This window comes from Streptomyces johnsoniae (assembly GCF_031845565.1).
Taxonomy (GTDB): Bacteria; Actinomycetota; Actinomycetes; order Streptomycetales; family Streptomycetaceae; genus Streptomyces; species Streptomyces johnsoniae.
Genome location: NZ_JAVREV010000004.1, coordinates 1 through 12,869 on the forward strand (window position 1 = coordinate 1; position 12,869 = coordinate 12,869).

Sequence of the window (12,869 nt, forward strand, 5' to 3'; positions counted from 1 at the left end):
CCAACCCCACCTCACCCACACCCCACCCCTCACACCCCACCACCGCATCACGCAACCGCCCCACCTGACCCCACAACGCCCCCACCGAACGACCCGACACCACCCACGGCACCCAACCACCCACAACAGAAACAGAACCCGACTCAGAAACCGGCGCCTCCTCCACCACCACATGCGCATTCGTCCCACTAATACCGAACGACGACACCCCCGCCCGCCGAACCCGACCCCCACCCCGCCAATCCCGCGCCTCCCGCAACAACTCCACCGACCCAGACCCCCACTCCACATGCCGCGACGGCTCATCCACATGCAACGTCCGCGGCAACACCCCATACCGCAACGCCATCACCATCTTGATCACACCACCCACACCCGCAGCCGCCTGCGCATGCCCGATATTCGACTTCAACGACCCCAACCACAACGGCCGACCCACCGACCGCCCCTGCCCATACGTCGCCAGCAACGCCCCCGCCTCAATCGGATCACCCAAAGACGTCCCCGTCCCATGCGCCTCCACCACATCCACCTCACCCGCCGAAACACCCGCATTCGCCAACGCCGCCCGAATCACCCGCTGCTGCGCCACACCATTCGGCGCGGTCAGCCCATTCGACGCACCGTCCTGATTCACCGCAGAACCCCGCACCACCGCAAGCACCCGACGACCGTTCCGCCGCGCATCCGACAAACGCTCCAACAGCAACACCCCCACCCCCTCCGCCCATGCCGTGCCGTCCGCCGAGGCGGCGAACGCCTTGCACCGGCCGTCGGGGGCCAGCCCGCGCTGGCGGCTGAACTCCACGAACATGCCCGGTGAGGCCATGACGGCGACTCCGCCGGCCAGCACGAGTGAGGACTCTCCGCTGCGTAGCGACTGCGCGGCCAGGTGCAGCGCCACCAGCGACGAGGAACACGCCGTATCCACCGTCACCGCCGGCCCCTCAAGACCCAGCGTGTAGGCGATCCGGCCGGAGAGCACGCTGACGCTGCTGCCGGTCAGCACGTGCCCTTCGACGCCGCCGGCCGGCTCGTGCATGCGCGGGCCGTAGTCCTGGGCCATGGCGCCGATGAACACGCCGGTGCTGCTGCCGCGCAGCGCGTCGGGCATGATGCCGGCCCGTTCGAACGCCTCCCACGCGGTCTCCAGCAACAACCGCTGCTGCGGGTCCATCGCCAACGCCTCACGCGGCGAAATCCCGAAGAACGCCGCGTCGAAATCACCCGCGTCCCGCAGGAAACCCCCCTGCCGCACATACGACTTCCCCGGCACCCCCGCATCCGGATCGAACAGACGCTCCACATCCCAGCCCCGGTCCTCAGGAAAATCCGACACCGCATCCACCCCACCCGCCACCAGCCGCCACAAATCCTCCGGCGACCGCACATCCCCCGGGAAACGGCAGGCCATCCCCACAATGGCCAGCGGTTCGCCGGGGTCGGGCGCCGCGGGGGGCTCCTCGGGCGTCTCGGTGCCGGCCTGGTGGTGGCCGAGCAGGCCGGACCTGAGGCGTTCGACCACGGCGCCGGGCGTGGGGTGGTCGTAGAGGAGGGTGGCGGGGAGCTTCAAACCGGTGGCCTGGTTCAGCCGGTTGCGCAGCTCGACCGCGGTCACCGAGTCGATGCCCAGGGCCCGGAAGGGCTGTTCGGGGCGGAGGGTGGCGGGTGCCGCGTGGCCGAGGAGGAACGTCAGGTGGGTGTGCAGCAATTCGAGGAGGATGCGGCGCTGTTCACGGTCGGGCAGGCCGGGAGCGGGCAGCTGTTCGGCGACGCCGTCGTGGGCGTGCAGCTCCACCAGTGAGGCGAGGAAGCGTTCGGGGCCGCCCTGGCCGTTGCGCAGGGACCCGACGACGAGGGCGGCCCGGTCCTCGATGCCGTGGTCGTCAAGGGTTTCCCGGACGCCGACGGTGAGCACCGGGTGCGGGCTGACCTCGACGAACGTGCGGTATCCGCGGGCGGCGAGTGCGCGGGTGGCGTTCTCGAAGCGGATTTCGCCGGTGATGTTGCGGCCCCAGTAGGCGGCGTCGAGGCCGTCGGTGGCGAGGCGGTCGCCGGTGACTGAGGAGTAGAACGGCAGGCGCGACGGCCGCGGGGTGATGGCTGCGAGTCCGTTGCGCAGACTTTCGTGGTCCAGCGCCAGGTTCGGTGAGTGCGCGGCCAGCCCGTTGCTCAGTTTCCTTGCGCGGAGGCCACGTTCGGCGAGTTCCGCGAGCAGTTCGTCGGCTGCCGCACGTTCCCCGGCGACGAGGACCCAGCGGGGGCCGTTGGTTCCGGCTATGTGGAGGCGCGGGCTCCACCGGCCGAGCAGGGGTTCCACTTCACCGCGGGTGGCGACGACCGACAGCAGGTCGCCGTGTCCGGCCTGTTCGGCCTGAGCCCTGCTCCACACGGCTGCCACCCGGGCGGCGTCCGCGAGGGTCAGGGCGCCGGCCACATGGGCCGCGGCCACCTCGCCGAGGCACTGGCCCACCACGGCGGACGGCTCCACGCCGCAGGAGCGCCAGAGCGCCGCCAGCGACACCATCACCGAGAAGAGCGCGGGCTGGACGACGTCGGCGGTCTTCAGCGGCGGAGCGCCGGGAACGCCCTGGAGGACGTCCAGCAATTGCCACCCGGTAAATGGTTCGAGAACACTGGCGCACTCATACATCTGTTCGCGGAAGACGGGCGAGGAACCGATCAGTTCGAGTGCCATGCCGGGCCACTGCGATCCCTGCCCGGGGAAGACGAACACCACGCCGTCGCGCTCGACGGATTCCAGATGCAGGCCGGTTTCCTTACTGCGGAGTAGCGCCGATATACGGTTCCCTTCCGCCAGCGCGTCGGGCAGTCGGCGCAGCACGAAAAACGCGCTGCCCGGTGGCGCTTCGGGAGGCGAGGCATCGGCGAGTGCAATTGTGCAGTCGTCGCGCATTAAACCTTCCGCCGCCGCCTCCACCGCGGCGACGGCGGAGGTCAGGTCGGGGTCGAGGGTGCGGTGGGGGCCGTGCAGGTCCAGTGCGGCGGCCAGCCGGCCGGCCGTCACCTCCGGATCGCCCGCGCGCAGGTAAACACCTGTGCGATGCGCGTTGACCTGCTCGGAAGCCAGCCCGGCAGCGTCGAGCGCGGCCCGTGCGGCGTCCGACGGCAGGGCCGCCCTGGCACGGTCCGCCGGGGCGGGGACGCGATCGGGGACGGGCCGACCGCCGTTGGTGAGCAGCCGCCAGAGCCCTTCCGGAGCCGGAACTTCCGGCGCATGACAGTGCATCCCCACGACCGCGACTACCCCACCCGGAAATTTGCGCGCATCGGGTGCAATGCTTTCGGATTTACTCAACGAGCACTCCTCGCACGACTTCCGGAACGGTAGCACGGCCGACTTGGCGGGGTCTTGGAGACATCTTGGAGGCAACTTGGAGAAGTGACACGGAGGGAAGAAGTCAATGAATTGGCAAAGGCTCCCGGAAAAACCGCACGGATGGGCATGGCCGCACGAAACATGCTTCCGGGTCCGCTCTCGTGCGCCGCCGGCTCCGGATGCCCGGGATCGGACAGCGGCGGATGCGAACAAGTAAGTGACTCATGGGCGCGAATCGGGGCACCCTCCCCTTGGAGTCGCAACCAACTTGCGCTTTGATCGTCGTACGAAGCGGTGCACCAGCGATGGGCCGCGTGGGTCCGTGCACTCACGGCCATTACATACCGTTATCGGAGGGTGGCTATACGTGACACTCGTTGTCGGTTTACATGTCAGCGTGCTCGGTCCGCTGAGGGTCTGGTCCCGGGAGTGTCCGGTCGACCTGGGGCCCGCCCGTCAACGGGCCGTGCTGTCGGCACTGTTGCTGACCCCCGGCCAGGCCATGGCCCCGGACCGGCTCAAGGAGACCGTCTGGCCCCGGAAGCCGCCCGGCGCGGCCATGGCGAACCTCCAGAGTTACGTGTCCAACCTCCGGCGCACGCTGGAGCCCAACAGCCCACCCTGGTACCGGAACAGAATTCTGCGGCGCGACCCCTCCGGCTACGTGCTGGACGTCGAGTCGGAGGTGGTCGACGCCTGCCGTTTCGAACGGCTGCTGCGCGAAGGCCGCCGCCTGCTGCACGAGGGCGAACACCGGTGCGCGAGCCGCACCTTGGAGGAGTGCCTGTCCCTGTGGAGCGGCTCCCCCTACCAGGAGGTGCGCGACTCCGAGGCGGGTGCCCAGGCCGCCGCCCGGCTGGAGGAGCTGCGCCTGCTCGCCATGGAGAGCCGATGGGAGGCCGAGTTGGCGCTGGGGCGGGACTCCTCGGTCATCGCCGCGGACGTGGCGGCCCTGCGGATGCGGTTCCCGACCCGGGAGCGGCTGAGCTGGCTGCTGATGCAGGCCCTCTACCGCTCCGGCCGACGGGCGGAGGCCCTGCGGATCTATCACCAGACCAGGACGCTGCTCGCGGACGAGTACGGCGTCGACCCCGGCCTCGAACTCCAGGAGCTGTTCGGCTCCATCCTCCGCGGCGCCACGGACGTCAGCCGGGCCGCCCCCGGGCTCGTTCGCTAGGACGCAGGTGCGCCGCCGGCCAGGGGCGCGGTGTCGGGGTGGTGCCCCGGGCCGCGCCGCGAGGCGGCGGGGGCGCCGCGCCCGCTACCGGCCGCCGGTGTCCTGCGGCGCCCGTTCCAGTGCTTCGGCGACTCCGTCGAAGAACCGGGCGTGCGCGAGGGCGCTGCCGGGGATTTCGGGGTTCCACGGGAGGAACGCGGCCGTGTCGCGCAGGGCGGTCCACGCGTCGCTGCCGGCCAGGTCCCGGGGCGGGGCGGCGTTGCTGCGCACGTCGGTGAGGACGATGTCCGGGGCGAGCGCGACGGCTTCCTGCCAGCCGGTGGTGGCCCAGTTGACGCCGGGCCCCTCGGGCGGCCCGGCGAGCCGCACGCCGTGCCGGGCGAGGGCGCGGAGGTCGGGCCAGGCATCGGGGCGCGCCAGGTAGGCGGTGTCGGGGCCCGCGGCCGACAGGGCGAGCACCCGGATGGCGGGGCGGGCCGCGGCGGCGGCGCGGAGCCGTTCGACGGCGTGGCCGAGCCGTGCCGTGTGCTGCCGCCCGGCGTCGTCCGGGGCGCCGAGTGAGCGGGCGAGGGCGGTGAACCGTTCGAGGACGTCGCCGAGTTCGCGTCCGGGGCTCACGCCGAGCGCCACGGTCGGCACGGCGGCCGTCAGCTTGTCCACGGTCCCGGGGGGCAGGCCGTAGACGTTCTCGCCGTCGTAGGTGACGGTGACCAGCAGGTCGGGCTCGGCGGCCAGGACTTCGTCCGCGGACAGTTGTGCGCCGGACCCGAAATAGCGGATGCGGTCCAGGGGCAGGTCACCGGCCTTGGCCGCGTCGGGCGTCCCGCCGTCGTCGTGGAGGGAGCCGAAGTGGCCGGCCGGCCCGAGGCCGAAGTCCCACAGGGCCGCGGCCGCCTGGATGTAGGCGACGATCCGTTCCGGGCGGCGTTCCGCGGTGGCCCGTTGTCCGCGGTCGTCCACGAATTCCCAGCCGGTTGCTCCAGACATGCGGTGTTCCCCTTTGCCGTTTTGCCGTGAGTCTTCCCATGCGGGTCGCCGCGCCGCCACGGCGGCGGACACCACATCCCTGCCTCTCACACACCTGATCTAGTCACGGACAAGGCAACGAACGGCGGGGTTGCCGGAACGGCAACACCGCGCCGGTGCGGTCCGCGGCCGGCGGCATGATCCTGAACATGCGGTACGGCGTGCTCGCCGACGCCGCATTCCGGTTCCCGGATGCGTTTTCAGGAGGAACGATGTCCCCATCAGGTCAGGCCGCGGGCCCCACACACCGGCTGGTGCCCTCCCCCGCCGGCCGCACGCACGTGGTCGAGCAGGGCCGGGGGCCGCTGGTTCTGCTCGTGCACGGCTTTCCCGAGTCGTGGTACTCGTGGCGGCATCAGCTGCCCGTGCTCGCCGCGGCCGGATACCGCGCGGTCGCCCTGGACGTGCGCGGCTACGGGCGCTCCGCCAAGCCCGTGGATGTGGCCGCCTACCGAATGCGTGAGCTCGTGGCCGACAGTGCCGCCGTGGTCCAGGCCCTCGGCGAACGTTCCGCGGTGATCGTGGGGCACGACTGGGGCGCGGGCATCGCCGCCCACGCCGCTCTGCTCCGGCCGGACGTCTTCTCCGCCGCCGCCCTGCTGAGCGTCCCCTACGCGCCCCGCGGGGGTATGCGGCCCACCGAGGCGTTCGCGCGGATCGGCGGCGGCTCGGAGGACTTCTACGTCAGCTACTTCCAGGAGCCGGGCCGCGCGGAGGCCGAGATCGAGCCGGATGTCAGGGGCTGGCTGCGGGGCTTCTACGCCGGCCTGTCCGCCGACACGATGCCGGGCCCGGAGGAGCCGGACCTCCACTTCGTGCCGAAGGGCGGGAAGCTGTCGGACCGCTTCCCTGCGGGCCCGCTGCCGGCGTGGCTCAGCGAGCGGGATCTCGACGTGTACGCAGGTGAGTTCGAACGCACCGGCATGACCGGGGCGCTCAACAGGTACCGGAACGTCGACCGCGACTGGGAGGATTTCGCCGAGTGGGAAGGGGCGGCGATCACGCAGCCCTCGCTGTTCATCGGCGGCGGGCTCGACGCCTCCACCACCTGGCTGGCCGACGCGATCGCCGCGTTCCCCACCACAATGCCCGGCCTGACCGCCTCGCACGTCCTGGAAGGCGCCGGCCACTGGCTCCAGCAGGAGCGCGCCGAGGACGTCAACCGGCTCCTGGTCGACTGGCTCGCCTCGCTGCCCGCCTGACCGGCGTCGCACCGCGGGCCCGGTCAGGCGCCGGGCCCGCCGGTCGACGCGGCGAGCCGCCGGAGGCGCGCGGCGGCGCCTGGTGACGACCGGGGAACGGGTCCCGGCCGCCGGTGAGCACCGGACGCCGGGAGCCCTCGCGACGCCGCGCGCTACAAATGAGACGCCCGCACCGGCCGACGCCGCCGTGCCAGGAGGAGACGCCGTGAGGACAGGACCGCGCAGGGCGGACCGTTGTGCCGTGACTGCCACGCCATCGTTCGGCGGGGCACGGGGGTTCCCCTCGACGACCGGTACGTGCTCCACCTGCTGGTCGTGGACTCGTTCACCCGCGCCAGCGGCTCGTTCACCACGGGTGCGGCCGCCGCGCCCCGCCCCGCGGAGGGGCGCGGCGCCCTGCGCACGCGGCCGGGTCGATCGCGGACGGCGCGGCCGAACGGCATCTGACCGGGATTGACCGGAACGCACGACGTCGGGATCGCCCGCACCCGACGCTCGTGACCAACCCGGTGCGCGACGCAAGGACGTCCACCTCGCGCCGCGCACCGGCCGGGCGCGCTCGCGGCCGGGGAGACGTGAGCCGCGCGCCGTGGGGGGGCGGCGGGGCGGGGGGGGGGGCCCCCCCACGGCAGCCCACCAGGACGACGCCATCCTCGCGCGCCGCGAAGGTCCTCACCGGCCCGCGGTTCGCGGCGGTGGGCGCGGGCCCGACCCGTTCGCCCGTGGCACCGCTCAGCAGACGCCGTCTCCCGGCTTGGGGTTGGCCAGGCCGAACAGCGGGCGCAGCCGCAGGCCGGCCCACGTGCCCGCCAGCGCGCAGGCGCCCCACACCCAGCCGTGCAGGCTGCCGGAGGCGATGCCCGCCAGGTAGGCGCCGATGTTGCAGCCGCCGGCCAGGCGGGCGCCGATGCCCATGAGCACGCCGCCGAGCACGGCCGCGACGGCGGTGCGCCACGGAATGCCCCGGTGCAGCGCCCACGTGCCGCCGAGCGAGGCGGCGACGGCCGCGCCGATCATGATGCCGATGTCGGTGAGGCTGTTCTTGTCGGCCAGCACGGGCCCGGCGAGCATGTCCGCGTTCCCCGGCTGCTGCCAGAAGCTCCAGCTCTCCGGCCGGCCGCCGAACGCGCCCACCGCTTCGCTGCCCCAGAGCGCGAACGCGCTGGTCACCCCCCACGCGCCGCCGGACACCAGCAGGACGCCCGCGCCGAGCACCGCGAGGACCAGGGCACCGGCCGCCAGTGGCCAGGAGCCGCGCACCGCGCGCAACGCGGCGCCCCTGCTGGTGGGGACGGCGCCGGTGGGCGGCGGAGTGCGGCGGCGCTGAACGGCGCGGGTGAGCACGACGATGCCCGCGAGCGCCACGATGGTCACGGCCCAGGAGCCGAACCAGCCGACGTGGTCGGACAGCACATAGGGGTCGAACGCGGGCAGGTCGTTCCACAGGTCGAATTGCCAGGCCGCGAGCGTCGACCCGGCGATGAAGCCGCCCAGGGTGAGCACGATCGAGGACTGGCCGGAGCCGACGGCGAACAGGGTGCCCGAGGCGCAGGCGCCGCCGAGCTGCATGCCGATGGCGAAGACGAACGCGCCCGCCAGCAGGCCGATGCCCAGCGACCCAGCCGAGGGGGCGGGCACGGCGCCGAACAGGCCGCTGCCGGTGCCGATGATCAGGGCGAACAGTGTGGCGGTGGTGCCGAGCAGCAGCGCGTGGGCCCGCAGCCCGCTGCCGTTTCCTACAGCTATCAGCTGCCGCCAGGCGGAGGTGAAGCCGAACCGCGAGTGGAAGAGGGCGAAACCGAGCCCGAGTCCGAGCAGTAGCAGCACGCCCGGCTTGGCGCCGTGGGCGGCGAAGACGTAGGCCACCAGCGCGGCGGCGAGCACGCCGGAGACCGCGAGCGGCAGCCGCCGCACGGGCGGCGCCTCGGGCGCGGGCGGCCGCGGGACACGGGTGGGGGATGGCGCGAGCACGGGGAACAGCCGCGGCTTCGCGGCCGGTGCGGGCGCAGGCGGGGACGGGGTGGAGGTCGTGGACACGGATTCTCCGGAAGGGCGTGCGTGGATCAGGGGTCGGGAACGGGAGGGCCGCGGGAGCGGGCCGCGGGGCGGGGCTCCGCCCCGGCGGGCGGGCCTGGCCACGGGTCAGCGGCGACAGAGCCCGTCGTCGACACACCACGCCGAGCTCGCGAACAGCGCGAGGCACAGATGACGGGCGGGTGCGGACATGTCGGCCATCGTAGGCCGCCGCCGCGCGGTGCGGGAGTCCTGTCCGCGGGCCGGACGCCCGGCCCGCGGGGACAGGCACCGGAATTCCGCGGGCGGAATTTCCTCATCGGCTCAGCACAAGGAAACTCGCACGCTTCGCACGGCGCCTGCGCCGGGGAGAACGAGAAGCCGCGGAGAAGGAGAAGCCGCGGAGAACGGGATACGGGGAGCTTCCCCGGACGCACCATCCCGCGCGTGCCGGAATGTGAATATCCGCCGTACCCCCGCTGCCCGCACCACATTACCGACGTCGCGGGCCGGGCCTCCGGCGCTACGCGAGCGTGCCCTCGCCCTGGATGCGGAGCATCCGGCCGCGGACGGCGGTGGTGGCGGCCTCGCCCGCGCCGGAGAGGTCGGTCCAGACGACGAACGCGCTCGGGCCTTCCGGCGCGCCCGCCACGGTCGCGGCGGCCACCTCGAACCGCTCACCCGGCGCGTCGCCGCTGAGCCGGAGCGGCTCGGCGAGCGAACCCCCGGTGGTGGAAATGATCTTCGCCAGCACCGTGTGCCCGGTGCCGGTGGCGGCGGACCTCTGCACCCAGGCCGCCAGGAACCGGTTGTCGGTCAGCGGCGCGAGCGCCGGATCGGCGCAGCTGAGGTCGGCGCCCGAGCAGGCCGGGACGCCGGGCTCCGCGAGGGCACCGTCCTTGGCGAAGACGCTCGTCTCCACGCTGCTGCGCGAGCCGTCGGGCGCCACCCGCACATGGGCGAGGACGAACTGCTCGGTGTCCAGGGCGGTGACCGCCGCGCCGCCACCGGCGTAGCCGGACAGGTTGGGCGTCGTCTCCGGCGTGACGGCCGCGCCGTCGAAGGTGAGCACGCGCAGGGTGAGGGCGCCGCCCGCCACCAGGTGCGGATCGGCGCGCCAGCCGATGACGACGTTCCCGTCCAGCCGGGCGGTGAACGGGGTCGTGTGGAATCCCTCGGTGGTGCTGACCGCGAACTCCGCGCCTTCGGGGCTGCCGTCGAAGCCGTAGCGCCGGGCCAGGATGCGCCGCCGCGGCGCGGCGTCGGCCCAGGTGATCAGGAAACCGGCGTCGATCATGTGCGTGACGGCCGGGCCCTGTCCCGGGTCCGCGTCGGTCGTGCTGACCTGCGTCGCGTCGCCGATCGGGCGTCCGTCGGTCCCGTAGCGGCGCATCTTGATGTGCGGGCGGGGCCCGGGAACGGTCGCTGGGGACTCGACCCAGGTGACGAACGCGCCGGACAGCGGGGTTGCCGCGATGGCGGGCCGCTCCCGCAGGACATCGGGCGGGGCGGGGGCCGGCTCGCTGACGACGAACTCCTCGGTGGCCGGCTGCCCGTTCGTCAGGTAGAGCCTGCCCTTGATGCTCGCGTCGCTGCTGTCGCTCCACACGACGAAATAGTGGCCGGTGCCGAGCGCGGCCACGGCGGGGTCCCGCTGAATTCCGGCCGTAGTCGAATTGATCACGAAATCATTCATCGCTCCGCCTCTTTCTCCGCCCGGCCCGGAACTCCTCCTCGATCACCGTAGCGTCGTCCGGGTAATTCCGCGCGCCGCGGAATTACCCGCCCCGCGCGGGGGGCTCAGCTCTCCGGGGCGAAGAAGGCCGCGGTGGCGGCCGCGGCCCGGTCGGCGTCCTCGGCCGAGGCGCCCGCCGCCCGGTGGGCGGCGCCCCACTCCCTGCTGGTCCGCACGACGAACGCCCGGCCCGCCTCGGTCGTGTGCAGGGTGTCCCGGTCGGCGAGATCCGTGCCCGCGAGGTGGAAGGCGAGGCCGAGCAGCGCCCCGTCCCAGCCCACGCCGGTGGCGCCGGGACCGTACCGGTCGAAGAACTCCGGGTCGTCCACGGCGGCGTGCTCCAGCTCGAACACGGTGGCGTCGTCGCCGTCGGGGGTGAGCCGCACGGTCACCTCGGAGATGTCCCGCTCGGTCACGTCCTCGCCGTAGACCCAGCTGACCCGGATCAGGCGCGGCGGCTCGCAGTGCAGCACCTCGCCCCTGGCGTTCCCCTCCAGCTGGTAGGAGCCGCCGACGCGCAGGTCCCCGCTCACCGGCGCGACCCAGCGGGCCAGCCGCTCCGGCCGGGTGCAGGCGTCCCAGACGTCCGCCACCGGGCTGTCGAATCGGCGCCGGAGCAGGACCGTCACACCGTCCCCCGCGGGGATGGCCCGGCGGCCGACCTCGCGGTGGACGGCGTGGACGTGGTCGATGAAGTCACTCATGTGCGGATTTCCTCTTCTCACGGTTTCTTACGGTTTCTTGCGGTGCCTCTCACGGGCCAGCTCGGTTTCGAGCGCGTCCAGCCGCTGGTTCCAGAACCTCCTGAAGTGGGCGAGCCACGCGTCCGCCTCCTCGAAGCGGGCGGGGGCCACCGCGTAGAGGCGGCGGGTGCCCTGCGGCCTGACGGTGGTGAACCCCGATTCGCGCAGCACCCGCAGGTGCTGGGAAACGGCCGGCTGGGAGATGCCGAACTCGTCCCGGATGACGGAGGTGACGGCACCGGCCGGCTGCTCGCCCTCGGCGAGCAGCTCGAGTATCCGGCGCCGGACGGGGTCCCCGAGGACGTCGAGCGCGTGCACGGCAGCCAAAGTAATAGACCTTCCTTATATAAGGCAAATCTTAATCATGGGCGAACGTGCCCCGCGGACCGGCCTCAGGGGACGGCACCGGCCAGTGCGGTGTCCACGCGGGCGGGCGACAGCACATGGCCGGTGGCCAGCAGTCCGGCCCCCAGCGCGGCGGCGCTGCGCGATGTCCGGCTCGGCTCGATGATCAGGTGCTGTGTCGCCAGCGGGTGCGAGCGGCCGTAGACCGCCTCGCGCACCCCGGCGACCAGCTGGTCGTGAACGGCCGCGAGGGCACCGCCGACCACGACGGCCTCCGGGTTGAAGAAGTTGACGAGCCCGGCGAGCACGTCCCCCACGCAACGCCCCGCCTCGCGCACCAGCCGGATCGCCGCGTGATCCCCCGACTTGACCAGGCCGGCGACGTCGGTCGCCGAGGCGGCCCGCAGGCCGAGGGCGCTCAGTCTCCTGGCGAGCGACGCACCGCCCGCCACGGCCTCCAGGCAGCCGAGGTTGCCGCACCGGCAGGGGGTCTCGTCCACGCCGACCCGGATGTGCCCGATGTCGCCCGCCGTGCCCTGCGCGCCGCGGTGCAGGCGCCCGTCGGCGACGACGCCGCAGCCGATGCCGGTGCCCACCTTGATGAAGAGCAGGTGGCCGACCCGGGGGAAGACCCGGCGCTGTTCGGCCAGGGCCATCATGTTCACGTCGTTGTCGACGAGGGTGCACACCCCGAGGCGGTCGGCGAAGAAGCGCGGAATGGGGTACTGGTGCCAGCCGGGCATCAGGGGCGGCTCGACCAGCCGCCCCGTCGAGAACTCCACGGGCCCCGGCACGCCCACGCCGACGGCCCGCAGCGCGGTGCGCGGCCGCCCGGCCTCGTCCAGCAGCGCGAGGACGGTGCGCGCCACCCGGTCCAGCACGGCGTCCGGCCCCTCCGCGATCCGGATGCCGCTCTCCCGGCTGACCAACTCCCGGCCGCCGATGTCGAGAAGGGACACGCGGCCGTGCGTGGCACCGAGCCCGACCCCGGCCACCAGGTGGTCGGCCGAACGCAGCCGCAGCCTGCGTACCGTGCGGGCGCCGGACGCGTCGCCCGGCGCGCCCTCCTCGACCAGCCCGTGGGCGATGAGCGCATCGATGCGCTGCGACACCGTCGAGCGGGCCAGGCCGGTCACCCGCGCGACGTCGGCGCGCGTCTCCGCGGCCCCTTCGGCGATCAGCGCGAGAATCCGGCCCGGCGAAGCGGGACCTGGCGCCGCGGCGCTGCGCGGCGTCGGCACTGAGGGCATGGCACCTCCACGCGGAAACTTTCGCCACTCTCAGGAGA

General features: G+C 73.0%; 10 protein-coding genes. 3 read left to right on the top strand and 7 right to left on the bottom strand.

Annotated elements, in window-relative coordinates; genetic code table 11:
* Nucleotides 1–3,553: beta-ketoacyl synthase N-terminal-like domain-containing protein (locus RM779_RS08160; protein ID WP_311617002.1), on the bottom strand; the 3,553-nt coding region annotated here is incomplete at its 3' end.
* Between the two features lie 184 nt (nt 3,554–3,737).
* Here RM779_RS08160 and RM779_RS08165 point away from each other — a divergent pair.
* Complete coding sequence (locus RM779_RS08165; protein ID WP_311617003.1) at nt 3,738–4,517, top strand: AfsR/SARP family transcriptional regulator; 780 nt, start codon at nt 3,738–3,740, stop codon at nt 4,515–4,517.
* A gap of 84 nt (nt 4,518–4,601) precedes the next feature.
* Here RM779_RS08165 and RM779_RS08170 read toward each other — a convergent pair whose 3' ends face one another.
* Complete coding sequence (locus RM779_RS08170; RefSeq protein ID WP_311617004.1) at nt 4,602–5,504, bottom strand: ABC transporter substrate-binding protein; 903 nt, start codon at nt 5,502–5,504, stop codon at nt 4,602–4,604.
* Nucleotides 5,505–5,755: 251 nt separating this feature from the next.
* On the opposite strand from RM779_RS08170, the gene RM779_RS08175 reads away from it, so the two are divergent.
* A complete protein-coding gene (locus tag RM779_RS08175) occupies nt 5,756–6,745 on the top strand; it encodes an alpha/beta fold hydrolase (protein WP_311617005.1) in 990 nt (329 codons plus the stop codon).
* Between the two features lie 297 nt (nt 6,746–7,042).
* Entirely contained in the window at nt 7,043–7,192 is a 150-nt protein-coding gene (locus RM779_RS08180) for a hypothetical protein (protein WP_311617006.1), read from the top strand.
* Nucleotides 7,193–7,477: 285 nt separating this feature from the next.
* Here the strand turns inward: RM779_RS08180 and RM779_RS08185 are convergent, their stop codons facing one another.
* The 5 genes from RM779_RS08185 to RM779_RS08205 form a co-directional block, all read right to left on the bottom strand.
* Entirely contained in the window at nt 7,478–8,782 is a 1,305-nt protein-coding gene (locus RM779_RS08185) for a YeeE/YedE family protein (RefSeq protein WP_394813248.1), read from the bottom strand.
* Between the two features lie 499 nt (nt 8,783–9,281).
* Nucleotides 9,282–10,454: a hypothetical protein gene (locus RM779_RS08190; protein ID WP_311617007.1), complete on the bottom strand. Its 1,173-nt coding sequence runs from the start codon at nt 10,452–10,454 to the stop codon at nt 9,282–9,284.
* A gap of 104 nt (nt 10,455–10,558) precedes the next feature.
* Nucleotides 10,559–11,197: an SRPBCC family protein gene (locus tag RM779_RS08195; RefSeq protein WP_311617008.1), complete on the bottom strand. Its 639-nt coding sequence runs from the start codon at nt 11,195–11,197 to the stop codon at nt 10,559–10,561.
* A 27-nt stretch (nt 11,198–11,224) separates the two neighbouring features.
* Nucleotides 11,225–11,563 carry an ArsR/SmtB family transcription factor gene (locus tag RM779_RS08200; RefSeq protein WP_311617009.1) on the bottom strand — a complete coding sequence of 113 codons (339 nt, stop codon included), beginning with the start codon at nt 11,561–11,563 and terminating at the stop codon, nt 11,225–11,227.
* Nucleotides 11,564–11,628: 65 nt separating this feature from the next.
* Nucleotides 11,629–12,831 (bottom strand): ROK family transcriptional regulator, encoded by a 1,203-nt coding sequence (locus RM779_RS08205; RefSeq protein ID WP_311617010.1) that lies wholly within the window; start codon nt 12,829–12,831, stop codon nt 11,629–11,631.
* Nucleotides 12,832–12,869: the final 38 nt, after the last annotated feature.

Coding starts and splice junctions, on each gene's coding strand:
- RM779_RS08170 (WP_311617004.1), bottom strand. CDS start 5,504: ATGTCTGGAGCAACCGGCTGGGAATTCGTGGACGACCGCGGACAACGG.
- RM779_RS08175 (WP_311617005.1), top strand. CDS start 5,756: ATGTCCCCATCAGGTCAGGCCGCGGGCCCCACACACCGGCTGGTGCCC.
- RM779_RS08190 (WP_311617007.1), bottom strand. CDS start 10,454: ATGAATGATTTCGTGATCAATTCGACTACGGCCGGAATTCAGCGGGAC.
- RM779_RS08195 (WP_311617008.1), bottom strand. CDS start 11,197: ATGAGTGACTTCATCGACCACGTCCACGCCGTCCACCGCGAGGTCGGC.
- RM779_RS08205 (WP_311617010.1), bottom strand. CDS start 12,831: ATGCCCTCAGTGCCGACGCCGCGCAGCGCCGCGGCGCCAGGTCCCGCT.